20 protein-coding genes are annotated in these 22,326 nt (G+C 71.2%); 7 read left to right on the plus strand and 13 right to left on the minus strand.

Annotated elements, in window-relative coordinates; genetic code table 11:
• Nucleotides 1-28: 28 nt before the first annotated feature.
• Together ACO1BR_RS00570 and ACO1BR_RS00575 are read left to right on the plus strand one after the other, a co-directional pair.
• Entirely contained in the window at nt 29-802 is a 774-nt protein-coding gene (locus ACO1BR_RS00570) for an ABC transporter permease (RefSeq protein WP_426793019.1), read from the plus strand.
• A gap of 147 nt (nt 803-949) precedes the next feature.
• Nucleotides 950-1,942, plus strand: coding sequence for a COX15/CtaA family protein (locus ACO1BR_RS00575; protein WP_426793020.1), 993 nt, complete (start codon nt 950-952; stop codon nt 1,940-1,942).
• Nucleotides 1,943-1,948: 6 nt separating this feature from the next.
• Here ACO1BR_RS00575 and ACO1BR_RS00580 read toward each other — a convergent pair whose 3' ends face one another.
• The 3 genes from ACO1BR_RS00580 to ACO1BR_RS00590 all read right to left on the minus strand — a co-directional run bounded on the left by ACO1BR_RS00580 (nt 1,949) and on the right by ACO1BR_RS00590 (nt 4,521).
• Nucleotides 1,949-2,992 (minus strand): amidohydrolase, encoded by a 1,044-nt coding sequence (locus ACO1BR_RS00580; protein WP_426793021.1) that lies wholly within the window; start codon nt 2,990-2,992, stop codon nt 1,949-1,951.
• 132 nt (nt 2,993-3,124) lie between these two features.
• Nucleotides 3,125-3,511, minus strand: coding sequence for a hypothetical protein (locus ACO1BR_RS00585; RefSeq protein WP_159504443.1), 387 nt, complete (start codon nt 3,509-3,511; stop codon nt 3,125-3,127).
• Between the two features lie 59 nt (nt 3,512-3,570).
• A complete protein-coding gene (locus ACO1BR_RS00590; RefSeq protein ID WP_426793022.1) occupies nt 3,571-4,521 on the minus strand; it encodes a heme o synthase in 951 nt (316 codons plus the stop codon).
• 487 nt (nt 4,522-5,008) lie between these two features.
• Between ACO1BR_RS00590 and tkt the strand changes: the two genes are divergently transcribed.
• The 5 genes from tkt to pgl are packed head-to-tail and all read left to right on the plus strand — an operon-like array spanning nt 5,009 to nt 11,643.
• The gene (gene tkt, locus ACO1BR_RS00595) at nt 5,009-7,111 is read left to right on the plus strand and encodes a transketolase (protein ID WP_426793023.1); all 2,103 of its coding nucleotides are present in this window, start codon (nt 5,009-5,011) and stop codon (nt 7,109-7,111) included.
• 34 nt (nt 7,112-7,145) lie between these two features.
• On the plus strand, nt 7,146-8,264 hold the full coding sequence (tal, locus tag ACO1BR_RS00600) for a transaldolase (protein WP_426793024.1): 1,119 nt from the start codon (nt 7,146-7,148) through the stop codon (nt 8,262-8,264).
• Between the two features lie 6 nt (nt 8,265-8,270).
• The gene (gene zwf / locus ACO1BR_RS00605) at nt 8,271-9,803 is read left to right on the plus strand and encodes a glucose-6-phosphate dehydrogenase (protein WP_426793025.1); all 1,533 of its coding nucleotides are present in this window, start codon (nt 8,271-8,273) and stop codon (nt 9,801-9,803) included.
• Nucleotides 9,800-10,864: a glucose-6-phosphate dehydrogenase assembly protein OpcA gene (gene opcA / locus ACO1BR_RS00610; RefSeq protein WP_426793026.1), complete on the plus strand. Its 1,065-nt coding sequence runs from the start codon at nt 9,800-9,802 to the stop codon at nt 10,862-10,864. The genes zwf and opcA overlap by 4 nt, the downstream gene beginning before the upstream one ends.
• The gene (gene pgl, locus ACO1BR_RS00615; protein ID WP_426793027.1) at nt 10,861-11,643 is read left to right on the plus strand and encodes a 6-phosphogluconolactonase; all 783 of its coding nucleotides are present in this window, start codon (nt 10,861-10,863) and stop codon (nt 11,641-11,643) included. Before opcA ends, pgl begins: the two co-directional genes overlap by 4 nt.
• Nucleotides 11,644-11,703: 60 nt before the next feature.
• On the opposite strand, the gene pgi is transcribed toward pgl, so the two are convergent.
• The 10 genes from pgi to rapZ form a co-directional block, all read right to left on the minus strand.
• Nucleotides 11,704-13,359 carry a glucose-6-phosphate isomerase gene (gene pgi, locus ACO1BR_RS00620; protein WP_426793318.1) on the minus strand — a complete coding sequence of 552 codons (1,656 nt, stop codon included), beginning with the start codon at nt 13,357-13,359 and terminating at the stop codon, nt 11,704-11,706.
• 57 nt (nt 13,360-13,416) lie between these two features.
• Entirely contained in the window at nt 13,417-14,691 is a 1,275-nt protein-coding gene (locus ACO1BR_RS00625) for an MFS transporter (RefSeq protein ID WP_426793028.1), read from the minus strand.
• Nucleotides 14,692-15,085: 394 nt separating this feature from the next.
• Nucleotides 15,086-15,421: an RNA polymerase-binding protein RbpA gene (locus ACO1BR_RS00630; RefSeq protein WP_016578660.1), complete on the minus strand. Its 336-nt coding sequence runs from the start codon at nt 15,419-15,421 to the stop codon at nt 15,086-15,088.
• Nucleotides 15,422-15,575: 154 nt separating this feature from the next.
• Nucleotides 15,576-15,812 (minus strand): preprotein translocase subunit SecG, encoded by a 237-nt coding sequence (gene secG, locus ACO1BR_RS00635; RefSeq protein ID WP_159504435.1) that lies wholly within the window; start codon nt 15,810-15,812, stop codon nt 15,576-15,578.
• A 142-nt stretch (nt 15,813-15,954) separates the two neighbouring features.
• Entirely contained in the window at nt 15,955-16,710 is a 756-nt protein-coding gene (tpiA, locus tag ACO1BR_RS00640; protein WP_426793319.1) for a triose-phosphate isomerase, read from the minus strand.
• Between the two features lie 39 nt (nt 16,711-16,749).
• On the minus strand, nt 16,750-17,961 hold the full coding sequence (locus ACO1BR_RS00645) for a phosphoglycerate kinase (protein WP_426793029.1): 1,212 nt from the start codon (nt 17,959-17,961) through the stop codon (nt 16,750-16,752).
• A gap of 127 nt (nt 17,962-18,088) precedes the next feature.
• Complete coding sequence (gene gap / locus ACO1BR_RS00650; RefSeq protein ID WP_426793030.1) at nt 18,089-19,093, minus strand: type I glyceraldehyde-3-phosphate dehydrogenase; 1,005 nt, start codon at nt 19,091-19,093, stop codon at nt 18,089-18,091.
• 252 nt (nt 19,094-19,345) lie between these two features.
• A complete protein-coding gene (whiA, locus tag ACO1BR_RS00655) occupies nt 19,346-20,335 on the minus strand; it encodes a DNA-binding protein WhiA (RefSeq protein WP_030282946.1) in 990 nt (329 codons plus the stop codon).
• Nucleotides 20,326-21,387 (minus strand): gluconeogenesis factor YvcK family protein, encoded by a 1,062-nt coding sequence (locus ACO1BR_RS00660; protein ID WP_426793031.1) that lies wholly within the window; start codon nt 21,385-21,387, stop codon nt 20,326-20,328. Before ACO1BR_RS00660 ends, whiA begins: the two co-directional genes overlap by 10 nt.
• A complete protein-coding gene (rapZ, locus tag ACO1BR_RS00665) occupies nt 21,384-22,274 on the minus strand; it encodes an RNase adapter RapZ (protein ID WP_159509878.1) in 891 nt (296 codons plus the stop codon). Before rapZ ends, ACO1BR_RS00660 begins: the two co-directional genes overlap by 4 nt.
• Nucleotides 22,275-22,326 lie beyond the last annotated feature (52 nt).

A 22,326-nucleotide genomic window follows, 5' to 3' on the forward strand; every position in this document is an offset into this window, starting at 1 on the left:
TGGAGCTCACGGGGAAGGAGCTGCGCGCATGACCGCCGGGACCGGAACGTTCGCCCCTCGGCCGGGTGCCGCCCCGCTGCCGCGGATGATCCGCGCACAGGCGGCCCTGGAGACCAGGATGCTGCTGCGCAACGGTGAGCAACTGCTGCTGACCGTCGTCATCCCGACGCTGCTGCTGGTGCTGTTCTCCGCCGTCGACATCATCGACACCGGGGCCGGGAAGTCGGTGGACTTCCTCGCGCCGGGCATCCTGGCGCTCGCCGTGCTGTCCACCGCCTTCACCGGCCAGGCCATCGCGACCGGCTTCGAGCGCCGCTACGGGGTCCTCAAGCGGCTGGGCGCCTCACCGCTCCCCCGCTGGGCGCTGATGGCGGCGAAGACCTGCGCGGTACTGGTCACCGAGGTCCTCCAGGTCGTCCTGCTGACGGTCGTCGCCTTCGCGCTGGGCTGGTCGCCGCACGGCAACCCCGTCTCCGTCGTCCTGCTGCTCCTGGTGGGCACCGCGGCGTTCTCGGGCCTGGGCCTGCTGATGGCCGGCACCCTCAAGGCGGAGGCCACCCTGGCCGCCGCCAACCTGGTCTTCCTGCTGCTCCTCGTGGGCGGCGGCGTCATCGTCCCCCTGGCGAAGTTCCCGGAGGCCGCACAGACGGTGCTGGGGCTGCTGCCGATCTCCGCGCTCTCCGACGGGCTGCGCACGGTGCTCCAGCACGGGGCCGGGATCCCCTGGGGAGACCTCGGCACCCTGGCCGTCTGGGCGGTACTGGGCCTGGGCGCCGCGGCGAAGTTCTTCCGTTGGGAGTAGGCCGCCCGCGGCCCGTCCCCGGCCGGAACCGCCGGACCGGGCCCGCCTACGCCCCCACCTCGGCGAACATCCTCCCCACCGCCGGCCGGACGCGGCAAACCGGACCCTCGTGAAAACACGCACAAGCCGTTGCCTACGATGGCACCCGTGCCGAACACGCTGAATCCCCTTGAGCTGATCGCCCGCCGCTGGCAGCCGTCCGCCCGCTTCGTCGAGCGCGCGGCACTCGCCACCGTCGTGATGGCCGTGGTCATCGTCGTGACCGGCGGTGCGGTCCGGCTGACCGAGTCCGGGCTGGGCTGCTCGACGTGGCCCCAGTGCACGCCGGACAGCCTCACCCCGACCGCCGAGATGGGCATCCACGGCCTCATCGAGTTCGGCAACCGCCTGCTGACCTACGTCCTGTGCGGCTTCATCGGGCTGTTCATCGTGGCGGCACGGGCCCGCGCACCGCGCCGCCGCCCGCTCACCCGGCTCGGCTGGGCGCAGTTCTGGATCGTGATGGGCAACGCGGTCTGGGGCGGCATCGTCGTGCTCACCGGCCTGAACCCGTACCTCGTCGCCGCGCACTTCCTGCTCACCAGCGCCCTGCTGACGGTCTGTGTCCTTTCCTGGCAGCGCGCCAAGGAGGGCGACGAGGAGCCGCGCGACCTGGTGTCCCCCGCGGTCCGGCAGCTCTCCTGGGTGCTGGTGGCGGCGGTGGCCGCACTGACGGTGATCGGCACGGTCGTCACCGGCACCGGACCGCACGCGGGCGATGCCCGCCAGGTCCACCGGATCCCGCTGAACTGGCAGGAGGTGACCCAGCTCCACGTCGACTTCGTCTACATCGTCGTCGGGCTGACCGTCGCCCTGTTCTTCACCCTGCGCGCGGTCAAGGCGCCGCAGGCCCCGCGCCGCGCCACCCTGGCCCTGTTCGCCGCCCTCGCCTTCCAGGGCGTCGTCGGCTACGTCCAGTACTTCCTGAGCCTGCCGACGCTGGTCGTCGGGCTGCACATGTTCGGCTCGACGCTGGTCTGGATCGCGGTGCTGCGGGTCTTCCTGACGCTGCGCGACCGTGGCTCGGTGCCCGCCGCGCCGGGCGCACTCGCCGACGGCGAGGCCGCACAGACCCTGCCGTCCGCCACCGCCGCGGCCTAGGAACACCTACGCCGCGGGGACCAGCCCGTAGACCCGCCGGGCGGTGCCCGAGCCGACCATCTCGGTGATCCGCCGCCCGTCCGAGGCGGCGCACAGCCCCTCGGCGGTCCACTCCCCCATGACGCGTGCCATGGCGCGTAAGAAGAACCGCGCGCCGGTGACGTAGAGCTCGGGCAGCCCGCGCGCTCCGGAGGAGAACAGCAGCTTGCCGAACGGGGCCTGGCCGAGGGCCTCTTCGGGGTCCGGCCCGGTGTCCGCGTAGACATGGGAGTGCACGGCGGCGAGCTGCGCGGCCCGCCGGTGGTGCGGGGCCTCGGGCAGTAGGACGAGATCCGAGCCGAGGCCGGCGGTGGCCCGCAGGAAGTCCGCCAGGGGCCGTGGATCGGGGCAGTGCAGCTGGACCGGAAGCCCGGTCGCCACCGCGCTCCACAGCAGGTGCCGGACGAGCGCCGGCTCCGCCAGCCGGTCCCCGGGGCGGCGCCCGCGCAGCCAGCGGTCGGCGGCGCGCCGCACCTCGCCGCCGTCCGGGGCGCGGCCCTCGCAGTACGTGGCGCCGGAGGCGAACGCGGTGGCGTGCTGGGCCGCGGCGTACAGGGCTTCCGCGGTGTAGCCGATGAAGGAGTCGACGCTGCCGGAGGTGTCGGCGACCTGCTCGGCGAGCGGTTCGAGCCGGACCACCTCGTGGGCGCGGGCCTCGGCGGCGGCGGACAGTTCGGCGGCCGAGGTCAGTTCGCTGCGGGCGCCGGTCTCCAGCAGGTACGTGCCGATGCCGGCGCCGCGGAGCAGCAGCCGGCCGGCGTGGAAGGCGCCCACCTCGCGCCGGCGGGCCAGATAGCGCACCGGCGGGCAGTGCGGCTCCAGGCCGAGCAGCGGGGGGCACCAGCGGCGTATCGCGAGGCCGGTGCGGGTGTCGAAGTAGCTGGTGCCCGCGGGCGCCGGGCCCTGGGCGCCGACCGCGGTGGCCAGGTGCGCCTCGAAGGACCCGAGGCCCAGTTCTCCGTGGACGGCGCCGTGGCTGTACTGGTCGACGAGCGGTGGCAGTCCCTCCATCCGCCCCTCCCAGCCGTCAGCCCGCCAGGCGTGGCCGAAGCGCCGCGCCTGGTGGGCTTAACGGGCGAGCGGGTGGTGAGGTAGCGGGCGGCGCGCCCCGGCGCACGGCACCGGGGGGCGTCCACGGGGGCGTCACGGGTTGGCCGGGCCGCCCACCTGGATGCCTGCCATCCGGGACCACTCGTACGGGCCGGTGCGGACCTTGGCGGCCAGCTCGCCGTCGAAGTCGTCCTGGAGCGTGATGCCGGCCAGGTCCGCGGCGCCCTTGGCGCTGTCGTAGCTGTCCGCCACGAGGTTGCCCCACTCGCCGTTGGCGCCGACCAGCGCGATGCGGGTGCGCCCGCGGCCGATGTGCGCGAGCTGGCCCTCGGCGCTGCCGCCGTGCGTCTTGGCGAAGGCGCGGATCTGCCCGGCGAGCTTGGCCGTCCGCTTGTCGGCCCGCGTGTCCGCCGTGGTCGCGGACGCCGCGCCGTCCGCCGCCTGCTCGTCCGCCTGCTGGGTGTCTGCCATGAACAGCATGCTACCCGCGGGTAATGGAACGAGGAAGGCTTGCCGGGAGTGACGCTCGGCGCAGGAACTCAGCGCAGGAACGGGTCCACGGCGACGGCGACGAACAGCAGCGAGACATAGGTGATGGACCAGTGGAACAGCCGCATCTCCTTGAGCTTGGCGCCCGTGATCCCGGCCTTGGCGCGGGACTGGAGGGCGTGCGCCTCACGGAGCCAGAACGCGCCGCAGGCGACCGCGACCGCGGTGTAGAACCAGCCGGTGTAGCCCAGCGGTTGGAGCAGCAGCGAGACGGCGACCATCACCCAGCTGTAGACGACGATCTGCCGGGCGACGACCTTGTTGCCCGCGACGGCCGGCAGCATCGGCACGCCGACCCGCTTGTAGTCGTCCGTGACCTTCATCGACAGCGGCCAGTAATGCGGCGGCGTCCAGAAGAAGATGACGAGGAAGAGGACGAACGAGGCCCAGGAGACGGAGTTGGTCACCGAGGACCAGCCGATGAAGACGGGCATGCAGCCCGCGATGCCGCCCCAGACGATGTTCTGCGACGTGCGCCGCTTGAGGATCATCGTGTAGACGACGACGTAGAAGAGCAGCGCCCCGAGGGACAGCATCGCCGACAGCGGGTTGACGAGGAACCAGAACCAGGCGGTGGAGCCGACCGCGAGGACGGTCGCGAAGACCAGGCACTCGCGCGGCGAGACCATGCCGGTGACCAGCGGGCGCTGGGAGGTGCGGTCCATCATCGCGTCGATGTCGCGGTCCAGGTACATGTTGTACGCGGCGGCGCCGCCGGCGGAGAGATAGCCGCCGACGCAGGTCGCCAGCACCAGCCACAGGTCCGGCACCCCGCGGGCCGCCAGGAACATCACCGGCACCGTGGTCATCAGCAGCAGCTCGATGACCCGCGGCTTGGTCAGCGCCACGAACGCCTTGAGCCGGGGGCCGAACGGCCGGTCACCGGGACTCCCGGGGACCTGAGAGAGCGCCCCCGCAGGACGGGATTCGACGGCCGTCACGCACACCCCTGGAAGTAACGTCAGCGGCGTGAGCCGCGGAGATAAGGCCAGCAAGCCCCGTCGGCGTGGTGACCCGGTGGGGCTTGCGCTTACCACGCCACTTTAGACGTTGGCCATACGGCGATCTTCGCGGGGGTGCCGTCGTGTTGGCCCGCCCGCCGCGGGGTGACGGCGGGTGGCTCCCGGAGGAATGTCCCAAGGATCCCCCGAGCTTTCCCCGGCCGTTCGCCCGGCTTTCGGGAGGCGAACGCGACGGCCGCCCGGCAGTCTGGTCGTATGGCGTCGCCCCCTGGCGCCGGGAATGCCTGAAGTGCCGATTCAGTTGCCCGAAGCGACAAGTTCTCGTGACCGCGGCCTACCCGACTGAGCGCCGTTTCCACCGACTGAGCGTCGAAAAGGCGCGTGCATTCACGGGGGTAGGCTCGACACCGCCTGGCGGACATACCGTCCGCGGCATTCGACATGTGGAGAGGAGCCCTGACTCAGGGTGAGCAACAAGCCGACCACCACAGATTTCGAGTGGACCGAACTGGACCAGCGGGCTGTGGACACCGTCCGTGTGCTGGCCATGGACTCCGTGCAGAAGGTCGGTAACGGCCATCCGGGTACGGCCATGAGCCTGGCTCCCGCCGCCTATGTTCTCTTCCAGAAGCTGATGCAGCACGACCCCGCGGACCCGGACTGGACCGGCCGCGACCGGTTCGTCCTCTCTGCCGGCCACTCCAGCCTGACGCTCTACATCCAGCTCTACCTGGCCGGCTACGGCCTGGAGCTCGACGACCTCAAGAGCTTCCGCACGTGGGGCTCCAAGACGCCCGGTCACCCGGAGTACGGCCACACCGCCGGCGTGGAGACCACCACCGGCCCGCTGGGCCAGGGCGTCGCCAACGCCGTGGGCATGGCGATGGCAGCGCGCTACGAGCGCGGCCTGTTCGACCCCGACGCGCCGCAGGGCACCTCGCCCTTCGACCACATGGTCTGGGCCGTCGCCGGTGACGGCTGCCTCCAGGAGGGCATCGCCGCCGAGGCGTCCTCCCTGGCGGGCCACCAGAAGCTGGGCAACCTCGTCCTGCTGTGGGACGACAACCACATCTCCATCGAGGGCGACACCGAGACCGCGGTCTCCGAGGACACCCTCAAGCGCTACGAGGCGTACGGCTGGCACGTCCAGCGCGTCGAGCAGCTGCCCAACGGCGACCTGGACCCGGCCGGGCTGGCCAGGGCCCTGGAGGCCGCCAAGGTCGAGACCGAGCGCCCCTCGTTCATCGCGGCCCGCTCGATCATCGCCTGGCCGGCCCCGAACGCCCAGAACACCGAGGCCGCGCACGGCTCCGCGCTGGGCGCCGAAGAGGTCGCCGCCACCAAGCGCGTGCTGGGCTTCGACCCGGAGCAGGACTTCGAGGTCGCCGGCGAGGTGCTGGCGCACACCCGTGCCGCCCAGGACCGCGGTCGCGAGGCCCGGGCCAAGTGGGAGAAGTCGTTCGCCGCCTGGCGCACCGCCAACCCCGAGCGCGCCGCCGAGTTCGACCGGATCGCCGCGGGCGAGCTGCCGGAGGGCTGGCAGGACCACGTCCCCGCGTTCGAGACCGGCAAGTCCGTGGCCACCCGCGCCGCGTCCGGCAAGGTGCTGCACGCGCTGGGCGCGATCATCCCCGAGCTGTGGGGCGGTTCCGCCGACCTCGCGGGGTCGAACAACACCACGATCGACAAGACCTCGTCGTTCCTGCCGGAGGGCAACCCGCTGCCGGGCGCCGACCCGTACGGCCGCACCATCCACTTCGGTATCCGCGAGCACTCCATGGCCGCGGAGATGAACGGCATCACGCTGCACGGCAACACCCGTGTGTACGGCGGCACCTTCCTGGTGTTCTCCGACTACATGCGCAACGCCGTCCGGCTGTCCGCACTGATGCACCTGCCGGTGACGTACGTGTGGACGCACGACTCCATCGGCCTGGGCGAGGACGGCCCGACCCACCAGCCGGTCGAGCACCTGGCCTCGCTGCGCGCCATCCCGGGCCTGAACGTCGTGCGCCCGGCCGACGCCAACGAGACCGCGATCGCCTGGCGCGAGATCATGCGCCGCTGGACGAAGGAGTTCGGCGTGGGCGCCCCGCACGGTCTGGCGCTGACCCGTCAGGGCGTGCCGACCTACGAGGCCAACGAGGACACCGTCAAGGGCGGTTACGTCCGCTTCGAGGCCGAAGGGGCCGACGGCCGGACCGCCGAGCCGCAGGTCGTGCTCATCGCCACCGGTTCCGAGGTGCAGCTGGCCGTCGCGGCCCGCGAGCAGCTCCAGGCCGAGGGCGTCCCGACCCGCGTGGTGTCGATGCCGTCGGTGGAGTGGTTCGAGGAGCAGGACCAGGAATACCGCGACAGCGTGCTGCCGCCGTCGGTCAGGGCCCGTGTCGCCGTCGAAGCCGGCATCGGCCTGACCTGGCACCGCTACGTCGGCGACGCCGGCCGGATCGTTTCCCTGGAGCACTTCGGCGCCTCGGCCGACGGCAAGCTCCTCTTCCGCGAGTTCGGCTTCACTCCCGAAGCGGTGGCCGACGCCGCCCGGGAATCGCTGGCCACCGCCGCGCGCTGACGCCCGTATACGACAAGTAGGAGATGCAGAACCCATGACAGACGCACTCAAGCGCCTCTCCGACGAAGGCGTCGCGATCTGGCTGGACGACCTGTCGCGCAAGCGCATCACGTCCGGCAACCTCGCCGAGCTGATCGACCAGCAGCACGTCGTCGGTGTCACGACCAACCCGTCGATCTTCCAGAAGGCGATCTCCGCGGGCGACGGCTACCGCCAGCAGGTCCACGACCTCGCCACCCGCAAGGTCACCGTCGACGAGGCCATCCGCATGATCACGACGGCGGACGTCCGGGACGCCGCCGACATCCTGCGGCCGGTCTTCGACGCCACCGGCGGCCAGGACGGCCGGGTCTCCATCGAGGTCGACCCGCGCCTGGCGCACAACACCGAGGCGACCATCGCCGAGGCCAAGCAGCTGGCCTGGCTCGTGGACCGCCCGAACACGCTGATCAAGATCCCGGCCACCAAGGCGGGTCTGCCGGCCATCACCGAGGTGATCGGCCTGGGCATCAGCGTCAACGTCACGCTGATCTTCTCGCTGGAGCGCTACCGCGAGGTGATGGACGCCTACCTGGCCGGCCTGGAGAAGGCCAGGGCCGCGGGGCTGGACCTGTCCCTGATCCGTTCGGTGGCCTCGTTCTTCGTGTCCCGGGTGGACACCGAGATCGACAAGCGCCTGGAGAAGATCGGCACGGACGAGGCCAAGGCCCTCAAGGGCAGGGCCGCCCTGGCCAACGCGCGCCTGGCGTACCAGGCGTACGAGGAGGTCTTCGGCACCGAGCGCTGGGCCGCCCTCGACAAGGCGGGCGCCCACAAGCAGCGTCCGCTGTGGGCCTCGACCGGTGTGAAGGACCCGGCGTACAAGGACACCCTGTACGTGGACGAGTTGGTCGCCCCGGGCACCGTCAACACCATGCCGGAGGCCACGCTCCAGGCCACCGCCGCCCACGGTGAGATCACCGGCGACACGGTGCGCGGCACCTACGCCGGCGCCCAGGCCGACCTCGACGCGCTCGCCGCACTCGGGATCTCGTACGACGACGTCGTGCAGCTCCTGGAGGACGAGGGCGTGGAGAAGTTCGAGGCCGCCTGGAACGACCTGCTCAAGTCGACGGAGGCGGAACTGGCGCGCCTCGCTCCCTCGGAGGGCTGATCTCCCTTGTCTGGTTCACACGGAGCTAACCCGCTCCGTGACGCCGCGGACCGACGGCTCCCGCGTATCGCGGGGCCGTCGGGCCTGGTCATTTTCGGCGTCACGGGCGATTTGTCCCGTAAGAAGCTGATGCCCGCGGTCTACGACCTGGCGAACCGGGGGCTGCTGCCGCCGGGCTTCTCGCTGGTCGGCTTCGCCCGCCGCGAGTGGGAGGACGAGGACTTCGCGCACGAGGTGTACGAGGCCGTCAAGCAGCACTCCCGCACGCCGTTCCGCGAGGAGGTCTGGCAGCAGCTGGTCCAGGGCTGCCGCTTCGTCCAGGGCAACTTCGACGACGACGAAGCCTTCGAGACGCTCAAGGACACCATCAACGAGCTCGACAAGGCGCAGGGCACGGGCGGCAACTTCGCCTTCTACCTGTCGGTGCCGCCGAAGTTCTTCCCCAAGGTCGTCCAGCAGCTCAAGAAGCACGGGCTGGCCGACCAGAAGGCGGACTCCTGGCGCCGCGCGGTCATCGAGAAGCCGTTCGGCCACGACCTGGCGAGCGCCCAGGAACTCAACCGGATCGTCCACGAGGTCTTCCCGCCCAACGAGGTCTTCCGGATCGACCACTACCTGGGCAAGGAGACGGTCCAGAACATCCTGGCGCTGCGGTTCGCCAACACGATGTTCGAGCCGCTGTGGAACCGCAGCTATGTCGACCACGTCCAGATCACCATGGCCGAGGACATCGGCATCGGCGGCCGGGCCGGCTACTACGACGGCATCGGCGCCGCCCGCGACGTCATCCAGAACCACCTCCTCCAGCTGCTCGCGCTGACCGCCATGGAGGAGCCCGCCTCCTTCGAGGCGGACGCGCTGGTCGCGGAGAAGACCAAGGTGCTGGGGGCCGTCCGGCTGCCCAAGGACCTCGGCAAGGAGACTGTCCGGGCGCAGTACACGGCCGGCTGGCAGGGCGGCGAGAAGGTCGTCGGCTACGCCGAGGAAGACGGCATCGACCCGAAGTCGAAGACCGACACCTACGCCGCGATCAAGGTCGGGATCGACAACCGCCGCTGGGCGGGCGTCCCCTTCTACCTGCGGACCGGCAAGCGCCTGGGCCGTCGGGTCACCGAGATCGCGGTGGTCTTCCAGCGCGCCCCGCACTCCCCGTTCGACCACACCGCCACTGAGGAGCTGGGGCAGAACGCCCTGGTCATCCGGGTACAGCCGGACGAGGGCGTGACCGTGCGGTTCGGCTCCAAGGTGCCCGGCACCTCGATGGAGGTGCGCGACGTGTCGATGGACTTCGCGTACGGCGAGTCCTTCACGGAGTCCAGCCCCGAGGCGTACGAGCGGCTGATCCTCGATGTGCTGCTCGGCGACGCCAACCTCTTCCCGCGCCTGGAGGAGGTCGAGCTCTCCTGGAAGATCCTCGACCCGATCGAGACGTACTGGGACAAGCACGGCAAGCCCGCGCAGTACCCGGCGGGCACCTGGGGCCCCGACGAGGCGGACGAAATGCTCGCACGAGACGGACGGAGCTGGCGTCGGCCATGAAGATCGATCTGACGGAAACCACGGCCAGCAAGATCAACAAGGCGCTGGTCCAGGGCCGCCGCGCCGTCGGCACCCCGGCCATCGGCATGGTGCTCACCCTCGTCATCGTCACCGACGAGGAGAACGCCTACGACGCCCTGAAGGCGGCCAACGAGGCGTCCCGCGAACACCCTTCGCGCACCCTCGTCGTCATCAAGCGGGTCAGCCGGTCGCCGCGCGACCGCGCCAAGGCCCGCCTGGACGCCGAGGTGCGGGTCGGCACGGACGCCGGCACCGGCGAGACGGTGGTGCTGCGGCTGTACGGCGAGGCGATCGACCACGCGCAGTCCGTGGTGCTGCCGCTGCTGCTGCCGGACGCCCCGGTGGTGGTCTGGTGGGCGGTCAACGCCCCGCTGAACCCGGCCAAGGACCCGCTCGGCGCGCTGGCGCAGCGCAGGGTCACCGACGCCTACGCCTCCGAGGAGCCCATCCGGGAGCTGTCCGCGCGCGCCGACACCTACACCCCGGGTGACACGGATCTGTCCTGGACCCGGATCACGCCCTGGCGCTCGATGCTGGCGGCGGCGCTCGACCAGTCTCCGTGCACGGTCACCTCGGCCGTGGTCGAGGGCGAGGAGTTCAACCCGAGCTGCGAGCTGCTCGCCATGTGGCTCGCCAGCAGGCTGGACGTGCCGGTACAGCGCACCGTTTCGGCGGGCCCCGGGCTCACCGCGGTACGGCTGGAGTCCAGCGGCAGCGGAACGATCGTCCTGGACCGCCCGGACGGCTCGCTGGCCACCCTCTCCATGCGCGGCCAGCCGGACCGCGCGGTGGCGCTCAAGCGCCGGGAGACCTCCGAGCTGCTCGCCGAGGAGCTGCGCCGGCTCGACCCGGACGACATCTACGCCGCCGCGCTGAAGTACGGCGTGGAGCGGATCGGCGAGCCGGACGGGCAGCCGGCGGCACCGGCCGCGGCGGACCGGCAGGCGGCACCGGTGGCCGGCACGTCCGCGGACGCGGGCACCTCCCCGGCCAAGGCGGCGGCGAAGAAGGCGCCCGCCAAGAAGGCAGCCGCCAAGTGAGCACTCCGCAGGTCGTCGTCCACCGGGACAAGGAGCTGATGGCCAAGGCCGCGGCGGCCCGGCTGATCACCAAGATCGTGGACGCCCAGGCGGCCCGCGGCTCCGCCTCGGTCGTGCTGACCGGCGGGCGCAACGGCAACGGGCTGCTCGCGGCCCTCGCCGAGGCGCCCGCCCGGGACGCCGTCGACTGGTCCCGGCTGGACCTCTGGTGGGGCGATGAGCGGTTCCTGCCGGACGGGGACCCGGAGCGCAACTACACCCAGGCCCGCGCGGCGCTGCTGGACGGCGTCCCGCTCAACCCTGCGCGGGTGCACCCGATGGAGCCGGCCGGTGGCCGCTTCGGCAACGACGCGGACGCGGCGGCCGAGGAGTACGCCCTCGAACTCGCCGCCGCTGCCGGGCCGGAGGACCACGGTCCGGTGCCGTCCTTCGACGTGCTGCTGCTGGGCGTCGGCCCGGACACCCATGTCGCCTCGCTGTTCCCCGAACTGCCCGCGGTCTACGAGCGGGACCGGACGGTGGTGGGCGTGCACGGCGCGCCCAAGCCGCCGCCGACCCGGATCACGCTGACCCTGCCGGCGATCCGCGCGGCACGCGAGGTGTGGCTGCTGGCGGCCGGCGAGGACAAGGCCGGGGCCGCGGCGATCGCGCTCTCCGGTGCCGGGGAGGTCCAGGCACCGGCGGCCGGTGCGCGGGGCCGCAGCCGGACGCTGTGGCTGCTGGACGAGGCGGCGGCCTCCCAACTGCCGCGCAGCCTCTACCCGCCGGCGTCGTCCTGAGCCGCTGACACGCCGACGGCCCCACACCCTCCGCGGGTGTGGGGCCGTCGGCGTACGGGATCAACGCCCGCGCAGCTCGCGGTACTTGCCGACCAGGCCGGCGGTGGACGCGTCCAGGCCCGGCACGTCGGCGCCCTCGGTCAGCGCCGGCTCGACGCGCCTGGCCAGCACCTTGCCCAGCTCCACGCCCCACTGGTCGAAGGAGTCGATGTTCCACACCGCGCCCTGGACGAACACCTTGTGCTCGTAGAGCGCGATCAACTGGCCCAGTACGGACGGGGTGAGCTCCGACGCCAGGATCGTGCTGGTGGGGTGGTTGCCGCGGAACGTCCGGTGCGGCACCAGCTCCTCGGCCACGCCCTCGGCGCGCACCTCGTCGGGCGTCTTGCCGAACGCCAGCGCCTGGCCCTGCGCGAAGAGGTTGGCCATCAGCAGGTCGTGCTGGGCGACCAGGCCAGGCCGGAGGTCCTCGACCGGCCGGGCGAAGCCGATGAGGTCGGCCGGGATCACCTTCGTGCCCTGGTGGAGCAGCTGGTAGTAGGCGTGCTGGCCGTTCGTGCCGGGCGTGCCCCAGACGACCGGGCCGGTCTGCCAGTTGACCTGATGGCCCTGACGGTCGACGGACTTGCCGTTGGACTCCATGTCCAGCTGCTGGAGGTAGGCGGTGAACTTGGAGAGGTAGTGGCTGTACGGCAGCACCGCGTGCGACTGGGCGTCCCAGAAGTTGCCGTACCAGATCCCCAGCAGGCCCAGCAGCAGTGGGACGTTCTCCTCCGGCGGGGCGGACTGGAAGTGCTCGTCGACGAGATGGAAGCCGGCCAGCATCTCGCGGAACCGCTCCGGGCCGATCGCGATCATCAGCGACAGGCCGATCGCGGAGTCGTACGAATAGCGACCGCCGACCCAGTCCCAGAACTCGAACATGTTGACCGTGTCGATGCCGAACTCCGCGACCTTCTCGGCGTTGGTCGACAGCGCCACGAAGTGCTTGGCGACGGCTTCTTCGCCACCGGTGCCCAGGCCGCTGAGCAACCAGTCGCGGGCGGAGGTGGCGTTGGTGATCGTCTCGATGGTGGTGAAGGTCTTCGAGGCGATGACGAACAGCGTCTCCGCCGGGTCCAGATCGCGCACCGCCTCGTGCAGATCGGCGCCGTCCACGTTGGACACGAAGCGGAACTGCATGTCCCGGTGGGTGTAGGCGCGCAGCGCCTCGTACGCCATCGCCGGGCCCAGATCCGAGCCGCCGATACCGATGTTGACGACCGTTTTGATGCGCCGGCCGGTGTGGCCCTTCCAGTCGCCCGAGCGCACCCGGTCGGCGAAGGTGGCCATCTTCGTCAGGACGTGCTGCACCGCGGGTACGACGTTGACGTCGTCGGACGTGATGACGGCCGAGCCGGGCGCGCGCAGCGCGGTGTGCAGCACGGAGCGGTTCTCGGTGATGTTGATCTTCTCGCCGCGGAACATGGCGTCCCGCAGCTCGGCCACCCCGGTCCCCGCGGCCAGCTCGCGCAGCAGCCGCAGCGTCTCGTCGGTGACCAGGTGCTTGGAGAAGTCCAGGTGCAGATCGCCGACCTGGAGGGTGAACCGCCGGGCGCGGTCGGGATCCTTGGCGAACAGCTCGCGCAGGTGCACCTCCCCCAGCTGCTCGCGGTGCTTGCGCAACGCGGTCCACTCGGGCAACTGGTCGAGCCTGCTGCGGCCTTCTGCGTTCATCTCGGACATCAGCCTTCTTCGTCTCGTAGCGGCCCCGCCATCCTCCAACTTAATTGATCAGGGCACGGTATGAGGTATCTGTCCGCTGTCGGACGAAGTGCTGTCGCCGGCCCGAACAGCCGGTATCAGCACGAGGGTGCCCAGCCCCACCAGCGCGGCGGCCAGCAACGCCGGGGCGTTGGCCCCCAGGGTCGCGGCGACCGCGCCGCCGAGCAGCGCGCCCAGCGGCGTCCCCGCGATGGAGACCGTTCGAAACGCGGAGCTGATCCGGCCCACCATCCCCTCCGGGCTGCGCTGCTGGACCACCGTCGTCTCCAGGACGTTCCACACGGCGCCGGCGAAGCCGAACAGGCCCAGCGCCAGGGCCGCGGGCCACAGTGCGCGCACCGTCCCGAAGGACACCAGCACCGCGCTCTGCAGCAGCCCGGCGAGAAGGAGCGTGCGGGCCCGGCCGCCGGCCGCGGCGACCATCTGGCCGGCCAGCAGCCCGCCGAGCACCGTCCCGGCGCCGTATCCGGTCGTCACCACGGCATAGCCGACGTCCCCGGCGCCCAGCCAGCCCCTGACGATCACGACGAGCGTCGCGATCAGCGCGCCGATGCCGATGTTGCCCAGCGCCACGGACAGGCAGAACGCGCGCAGCACCCGGTCGCGCCACAACGCCCGTATGCCGTCGGCGATTTCGCGCCGGAGGGTGCGCCCGGCGGCGGCCCGCGGCCGGGGCGGCGCGGCGGTCCGCAGCGAGGCCACCAGGGCGGCGGCGACGAGATAGGTCGCCGCGTCGGCCGCGAAGGGCAGCGCGGCGGCCGACCCGATCAGCGCCGGCGCCACCGGCCCGCCGACGAACCGGCCGACCAGCTCCTGGCCGGTTATCAGACGGGCGTTGGCGGTCCCCAGCGACTCCTTGGGCACCACCGACGGCAGCAGGGCCGTGGCGGCGTTGTCGAAGAGCGTCTGGAGGGTCGTCAGTGCGAACGCCAGCGTCAGCAGCAGGCCGATCCGGGCCCGGCCGAGCGCGACCGCCAGCGCGAACCCGGCCACCAGCAGCCCGCGCAGCACATCGACCGCCCACATCGCCCGCCGCTGGTCGACCCGGTCCGCGACCGCGCCGCCCATCAGCCCGAAGAACAGCCAGGGCAGGAAGCCGCAGACGGTGACCAGCGAGATCAGCAGCGGCGAATCCGTGAGCCCGTAGGCGAGCAGCGGCAGCGCCGTGCCGCGCAGCGCGTCGCCGAAGCGGGAGACGGCCGCCGCGCACCACAGCCGCCCGAACCCGCCCCGCCAGGCGAGCGCCCCAACTCCCGCCGCACCGCCCGCTTCCGTGCTCGTCATGCCACCCCCCGTACGCCTCCTCCGACCGCTGAACCGCCTGCGGATCCGCGGCAGCAGCGCCTACGAAAGACCGTACGGGCGAGCACTGACAACGGGCCTCGGGCACCTTCCCGATCCGCTGCCTCAGAACGTCCGCAGGCGCCCGGCGGCGCCGTGACGGCGCCTCGCCCAGGGGGCTTGACCGGTGCGGACCACGCGAACGGCCCGGCCGGAGGGGGTGTCCCNCGGGCACCTTCCCGATCCGCTGCCTCAGAACGTCCGCAGGCGCCCGGCGGCGCCGTGACGGCGCCTCGCCCAGGGGGCTTGACCGGTGCGGACCACGCGAACGGCCCGGCGGGAGGGGGTGTCCCTCCGGCCGGGCCGTTCGTGGTGCGTTCTCGTCCGCTGCCGTCCGTCAGATCTCGCCGCGGAGCTTGGCGAGCGCCTCCGCCAGGATCGCCTCACCGTCGGCGTCGCTGCGGCGCTCCCGGACGTAGGCGAGGTGGGTCTTGTACGGCTCGGTGCGCGGCGGGTCCGGCGGGCTGTCCCGGTCCTTGCCGGCCGGGAAACCACAGCGCGGGCAGTCCCAGGTGTCCGGAACCTGCGCATCGCCGGCGAAGCTGGGCTGCGTCTCGTGCCCGTTGGAGCACCAGAAGGAGATGCGGATGCGCGGCGCGGACTCGCCACGCTCGGCCTCCCCCATCGGCCCCGCCCCGACCCGACTTCCTCGGATCGCGTTGCCACTTGCCACGGTCGTAACTCCCTGCGTAATGGTGCTGCAATGCCTCTCACAGCCGCGCGCTGCGGGCGCCCCAGTCTACGTAAGGCCCAACGCGCGTCCAGTGACACGAGTTACCCGTCCCAGGACGCTGCCTTTCATGATAGGCCGCGTCTCCGACGGTATGTCAGCTGCCGAGCTTCATCAGGACGCCGAGCACGACAATGCACGCGAACCAGAGCAGACCGATCACGATGGTGATGCGGTCGAGGTTCCGCTCGGCGACCGAGGAGCCGCCGACAGAAGACTGCATACCGCCACCGAACATGTCGGACAGGCCGCCGCCCTTCCCCTTGTGCATGAGCACCAGCATCATCAGCAGCACGCTGAAGATGATGAGGGCGATCGAGAATCCGATGACCACGGCTGGACCAACTCTCTAGGACTGACGGACGGAACGTGCCGGCCTTCCACCGAAGACCAATGGTGCGGGGCCGGGAGCGGCGCTCAAGCCGCCGGACCCGGCCCCGACAGGGTACGACGGGCCGGGCCCGTCGTCATAGCTGCTACTGATCGCGGAAGCGGACGATCTTCACGAATTCGTCCGCGTCCAGCGCCGCGCCGCCGATCAGGGCGCCGTCGACATCCGGCTGCGCCATGATCGCCGCGACGTTGCCGGACTTGACCGAGCCGCCGTACTGGATGCGGACCTTGTCGGCCAGCTCCTGGCTGTACAGCTCGGCGAGGCGGGCGCGGATGGCACCGCAGACCTCCTGCGCGTCCTCGGGCGTGGCGACCTCGCCGGTGCCGATGGCCCACACCGGCTCGTAGGCGATCACGATCGTCTCGGCCTGCGCGGCGGGGACGTCCTTCAGACCGCCGTCGAGCTGGGCGAGGGTGTACGCGACCTGCTGGCCGGCCTTGCGGACGTCCAGGCCCTCGCCGACGCACAGGATCGGGGTCAGGCCGTGCTTGAAGGCGGCCTTGACCTTGGCGTTGCAGATCTCCTCGTCCTCGCCGTGGTACTGGCGGCGCTCGCTGTGGCCGACGGCCACGTACGTGCACTTGAGCTTGGCCAGCATCGCGCCGGAGATCTCACCGGTGTACGCACCGGAGTCGTGCGCCGAGAGGTCCTGGGCGCCGTACTTGATCTTGAGCTTGTCGCCGTCGACCAGGGTCTGCACCGAGCGCAGGTCGGTGAAGGGCGGCAGGACCGCGACCTCCACGGCGTCGAAGTCCTTGTCGTTGAGGGCGAAGGCGAGCTTCTGGACGTGGGCGATGGCCTCCAGGTGGTTGAGGTTCATCTTCCAGTTGCCCGCCATCAGCGGGGTACGGCCGTTGTTGAGCGCGTTCACGGTGGTTCAGTCCTCCAGTGCGGCGAGGCCCGGGAGCGTCTTGCCTTCGAGGTACTCAAGGCTGGCGCCGCCGCCGGTCGAAATATGGCCGAAAGCATTCTCGTCGAAGCCGAGCAGGCGCACCGCGGCGGCCGAGTCGCCGCCGCCGACGACGGTGAAGGCCGACGAGTCCAGCAGCCCCTGCGCGACGGCCTGGGTGCCGCCCGCGTAGTCGGGGTGCTCGAAGACGCCCATCGGGCCGTTCCAGAAGACGGTGCCCGCGTCGGCAAGCTTCGCGGCGTAGAGCTCGCGGGTCTTCGGGCCGATGTCCAGGCCCTCCCGGTCGGCCGGGATGGCGTCCGCGGCGACGACCGCCCAGTCGGCCGGGGCCTTGGTCTTCAGGTCCGGGAATTCGGCCGAGACCAGTACGTCGACGGGGAGCACGAACTCCACACCGTGCTTCTCGGCCTCCGCCAGGTACTCCAGGCAGACCGGGATCTGGTCCTTCTGGAGCAGCGAGATGCCGACCTCGTGGCCCTTGGCCGCCAGGAAGGTGTACGCCATGCCGCCGCCGACCAGGATGCGGTCGGCCTTCTTGAGCAGGTTGTCGATGACCGCGAGCTTGTCGGAGACCTTGGCGCCGCCGAGCACCACCACGTAGGGGCGCTTGACGTCGTCGGTGAGCTTCTTCAGGACACCGACCTCGGTGGCGATGAGGTCGCCGGCGGCGTGCGGCAGCCGCTTGGGCAGGTCGAAGACCGAGGCGTGCTTGCGGTGCACGGCACCGAAACCGTCGCCGACGTAGAGGTCGGCGAGCTCGGCGAGCCGGTCGGCGAAGGCACCGCGCTCGGCGTCGTCCTTGCTGGTCTCACCCGCGTTGAAGCGGAGGTTCTCCAGGACCGCCACCTGGCCGTCGGCCAGTCCCGCGGTCACCTCCCGGGCGGACTCGCCGACCGTGTCGGTCGCGAACGCCACGTTCGTGCCGAGGATTTCGCCGAGCCGCTCGGCCGCGGGGGCCAGCGAGAAGGCGGGGTCCGGGGCGCCCTTGGGACGGCCCAGGTGGGAGGCGACGATCACCTTGGCGCCCAGCGCGCTGAGCTTGGCGATCGTCGGGGCGACGGCGCGGATCCGGCCGTCATCGGTGATGGTGGTGCCGTCCAAGGGGACGTTGAGGTCGGCGCGGACGAAGACCCGCTTGCCCGCAACGCCCTCCTTGGCGAGATCGTCGATCGTCTTCATGTGAAGTGACTCCGTTGTAGTCCGTCAAGGGACCTTATCCGCCATGGGACGGGGCCCGTACGACGCGTTCTCGCGCCCTACGGGCCCCGTCCTCACATTCCGGTGCCGTGCCCGCCGTCGGGCAGGGTCAGAGCTGGCCGCCGACGAAGACCGTGAGGTCCACGAGACGGTTGGAGTAGCCCCACTCGTTGTCGTACCAGCCGACGACCTTGACCTGCTTGCCCTGGACCATCGTCAGCTGCGAGTCGAAGGTGCAGGAGGCCGGCCAGTTCACGATGTCCGAGGAGACGATCGGGTCCTCGGTGTACTCCAGCACGCCCTTCAGCTGGCCCTCGGCGGCCTTCTGGAAGGCGGCGTTGATCTCGTCCTTGCTGACCTCGCGGTCGAGCTCCAGCACCAGGTCGGTGACCGAGCCGGTGGGGACCGGGACGCGCATGGCGATGCCGTCCAGCTTGCCCTTGAGCTGCGGGAGGACCAGGGCGGTGGCCTTGGCGGCACCCGTCGAGGTCGGGATGATGTTCTCCGCGGCGGCGCGGGCGCGGCGCAGGTCCGAGTGCGGGAAGTCCAGGATGCGCTGGTCGTTGGTGTACGCGTGGACCGTGGTCATCATGCCCTTGACGATGCCGAAGTTCTCGTCGAGAACCTTGGCCATCGGCGCCACGCAGTTGGTGGTGCAGGAGGCGTTGGAGATGACGTGGTGGTTGGCCGCGTCGTACTTCTCCTGGTTGACGCCCATCACGATCGTGATGTCCTCGCCCTTGGCGGGCGCGGAGATCAGGACCTTCTTGGCGCCGGCGGCGAGGTGCTTGGCGGCGTCGTCGCGCTTGGTGAAGATGCCGGTCGACTCGATGACGATGTCGGCGCCCAGCTCGCCCCAGGGGAGCTTCGCCGGGTCACGCTCGGCCATCGTCTTGAAGGTCTGGTCGCCGACGGTGATGGTGTCGTCGGTGTGGCTGACGTCCTGCTTGAGGCGACCCAGGATGGTGTCGTACTTCAGCAGGTGGACCAGGGTGGCGTTGTCGGTCAGGTCGTTGACACCGACGATCTCGATGTCCGCACCCTGCTCCAGGAGCGCGCGGAAGTAGTTGCGACCAATGCGGCCGAATCCGTTGATGCCTACGCGGATCGTCACGAACCGATCTCCTCGTTGGTACGCCGGTTTTGGTTACCGGCGAGCTGTATGGGCTGTCCCCGACCGCCTACGACCCTACCCCCTGGAAGAGACGTACGTGACATTGACATCGGCGCCCAAAGATGCTCAGGTGAGCGGCTTCGAGCCCCTCTGTCGTACGCACCCACGCGCCGCCCCACGGCGTCCGCACGCACGCGCCCCCGGCACCCAATGCGGGTGCCGGGGGCGCGTGGGGGCGAGGGGCGCTCCGGGTCAGCCGACCATCCCGTCGGCGAGCTCCTCGGTGAGGTTGGATTCGGTGCCCGGGATGCCGAGGTCCTGGGCGCGCTTGTCGGCCATCGCCAGCAGCCTGCGGATCCGCCCGGCGACCGCGTCCTTGGTCAGCGGCGGATCGGCCAGGGCGCCCAGCTCCTCCAGCGACGCCTGCTTGTGCTCCATGCGCAGCCGGCCGGCCGCCGCGAGGTGCTCGGGGACCTCTTCGCCGAGGATCTCCAGGGCCCGCTGGACCCGGGCGCCGGCGGCGACCGCGGCGCGCGCGGAGCGGCGGAGGTTGGCGTCGTCGAAGTTGGCCAGGCGATTGGCGGTGGCCCGGACCTCGCGGCGCATCCGCCGCTCCTCCCAGGCGAGCACCGACTCGTGGGCGCCGAGCCGGGTCAGCAGCGCGCCGATCGCATCACCGTCACGGACGACGACGCGGTCCACTCCGCGCACCTCGCGGGCCTTGGCGCCGATGCCGAGCCGGCGAGCCGCGCCCACCAGCGCGAGGGCGGCCTCGGGACCGGGGCAGGTGACCTCCAGGGAGGAGGAGCGGCCGGGCTCGGTCAGCGAACCGTGCGCCAGGAACGCGCCGCGCCACGCGGCCTCGGCGTCGCAGGTCGCACCGGAGACCACCTGCGGGGGCAGGCCCCGGATGGGACGTCCGCGGCCGTCGACCAGGCCGGTCTGCCGGGCCAGCTGGTCGCCGCCGGCCACCACGCGGACGACATAGCGGCTGCCGCGCCGCAGCCCGCCGGGGGCCATCACCACCAGGTCGGAGGAGTGCCCGAAGATCTCCAGGATGTCCTTGCGCAGCCGCCGGGCGGCGATGCCCGTGTCCAGCTCCGCCTCGATCACAATGCGGCCACTGACCAGGTGCAGACCACCCGCGAACCGCAGGATCGACGAGACCTCCGACTTCCGGCAGCAGGTCCGGGTGACGGGAAGCCGGGAGATTTCGTCCTTCACCGCAGCCGTCATCGCCATGGGCCGATCCTTCCATGCATCCGAAAAATACGGTCGTACGCGGCTGCCAGCAGTTCCGGGTCGTGCCGGTCGGGAGCTGCGCCGGCACCGGGCCGGGCGTCGTCTCCTTGTGCGGCGACCACGGCCAGCTCGACCTCGCTGCCCACCAGCTGCTTGGCGGCAACCGTCAGACCGTCGATGTCGGGCACCGCGGCCTTGTCGGCCAACACCACGTCGAAGGCGAGTTTAGGGGCGTGTCGGGCCAAAACCTCCAAATGACGCTGCGGGGAGAAGCCATCGGTTTCGCCGGGCTGCGGCGCGAGGTTGAGTGAGAGCACCTTCCGGGCCTTGGTCTCCTCCAGGGCCTCGCGCAGTTCGGGCACCAGCAGATGCGGGATGACCGAGGAGAACCACGAACCGGGGCCCAGCACCACCCAGTCGGCGTCGCGCACCGCGGCGACCGCTTCGGGGACGGCCGGCGGGTCCTCGGGGACGACGTGGACGGACTGCACCTCGCCGCGGGTGAGCGCGACGGTGGCCTGGCCGCGGACCGTGGAGATCGCGTCCGGGTACTCCGGGTCCAGGCCCTTGACCTGGGCCTGGAGCTCCAGCGGCACCGCCGACATCGGCAGGACCCGGCCGTGCGCGCCCAGCAGCCTGCCGACCAGGTCCAGCGCCTGGACGTGGTCGCCGAGCTGCTCCCACAGGGCGACGATCAGCAGATTGCCGACCGCGTGGTCGTGGAGCTCGCCCTCGCTCGTGAAGCGGTGCTGGATCACCCGGGCCCAGGTCTGGCCCCAGTCGTCGTCACCGCACAGCGCGGCCAGCGCCTTGCGCAGATCGCCGGGCGGCAGCACCCCCAGCTCGTCGCGGAGCCGGCCGCTGGAGCCGCCGTCGTCGGCGACGGTGACCACGGCGGTCAGGTCCCCGGTGATGCGGCGCAGGGCGGCCAGCGAGGCGGACAGGCCCATACCGCCGCCGAGCGCCACCACCTTCGGGGTGGCTCCCTTCGACGTACGGCCGCTGGGGACGAAGCGGCGGACCCTGCGCAGCCGCGGCGTACGGGCGGTCACTCGCGCCCCATGTCCCGGTGGACGACTACCGTTTCGACACCTTCGGACACCAGCCGACGGGCCAGCTTCTCGGACATCGCGACGCTGCGGTGCTTGCCGCCGGTGCAGCCCACGGCGATGGTCACATAGCGCTTGCCCTCGCGGCGGTAGCCCTCGGCGACCAGCCGCAGCAGTTCGGCGTACCCGTCCAGGAACTCCTTGGAACCGGGCTGGTTGAAGACGTAGTTGGAGACCTCTTCGTTCAGGCCCGTGAAGGGGCGCAGCTCGGGGACCCAGTGCGGGTTGGGGATGAAGCGGCAGTCGACGACCATGTCGGCGTCCACCGGGAGGCCGTACTTGAAGCCGAACGACATGACCGTGGCGCGGAGTTCGGGGACCTCCTCGCCGGCGAACTGGGCGTCCAGCTTGGCGCGGAGCTCGTGGACGTTCAGGCTGGAGGTGTCGATGACCAGGTCGGCGTCACCGCGCAGTTCGCGCAGCAGATCGCGCTCGGCGGCGATGCCGTCGACGATCCGGCCGTCGCCCTGGAGGGGGTGCGGGCGGCGGACCGACTCGAAGCGGCGCACGAGGGCCTCGTCGGAGGACTCCAGGAAGACGATGCGGCGCTTGACGTTCTGCGCGTCGAGGGTGGCCAGGGATGCCTTGAGGTTGGCGAAGAAGCGACGGCCGCGGACGTCGACGACGACGGCGATCTTGGCGACGTTGCCCTGCGAGCGGGCGCCCAGCTCGACCATCGGCGGGATCAGCTCGGGCGGGATGTTGTCGACGACGAACCAGCCGAGGTCCTCCAGGCACTTCGCGGCCGTGCTGCGGCCGGCGCCGGACATGCCGGAGATGATCACCAGCTCGGGGATCGCGGCGCTCTCGCCCTGGTCGGCTTCGCGCATCGTGCCCGTACTCACCTGTGCACCATCTCTCTCGGAATCTCTCTCGGATCTA

Origin of the sequence: Streptomyces sp. YGL11-2 (assembly GCF_050054615.1) — a bacterium.
Taxonomy (GTDB): Bacteria; Actinomycetota; Actinomycetes; order Streptomycetales; family Streptomycetaceae; genus Streptomyces.

Bases quoted from the DNA above. Each gene is read 5' to 3' on its own strand.
- ACO1BR_RS00570 (WP_426793019.1), top strand. From the start codon at position 29: ATGACCGCCGGGACCGGAACGTTCGCCCCTCGGCCGGGTGCCGCCCCG.
- ACO1BR_RS00580 (WP_426793021.1), bottom strand. From the start codon at position 2,992: ATGGAGGGACTGCCACCGCTCGTCGACCAGTACAGCCACGGCGCCGTC.
- ACO1BR_RS00585 (WP_159504443.1), bottom strand. From the start codon at position 3,511: ATGCTGTTCATGGCAGACACCCAGCAGGCGGACGAGCAGGCGGCGGAC.
- tal (WP_426793024.1), top strand. From the start codon at position 7,146: ATGACAGACGCACTCAAGCGCCTCTCCGACGAAGGCGTCGCGATCTGG.
- opcA (WP_426793026.1), top strand. From the start codon at position 9,800: ATGAAGATCGATCTGACGGAAACCACGGCCAGCAAGATCAACAAGGCG.
- pgi (WP_426793318.1), bottom strand. From the start codon at position 13,359: ATGAACGCAGAAGGCCGCAGCAGGCTCGACCAGTTGCCCGAGTGGACC.
- ACO1BR_RS00625 (WP_426793028.1), bottom strand. From the start codon at position 14,691: ATGACGAGCACGGAAGCGGGCGGTGCGGCGGGAGTTGGGGCGCTCGCC.
- tpiA (WP_426793319.1), bottom strand. From the start codon at position 16,710: ATGGCGGGCAACTGGAAGATGAACCTCAACCACCTGGAGGCCATCGCC.
- ACO1BR_RS00645 (WP_426793029.1), bottom strand. From the start codon at position 17,961: ATGAAGACGATCGACGATCTCGCCAAGGAGGGCGTTGCGGGCAAGCGG.
- whiA (WP_030282946.1), bottom strand. From the start codon at position 20,335: ATGGCGATGACGGCTGCGGTGAAGGACGAAATCTCCCGGCTTCCCGTC.
- rapZ (WP_159509878.1), bottom strand. From the start codon at position 22,274: ATGCGCGAAGCCGACCAGGGCGAGAGCGCCGCGATCCCCGAGCTGGTG.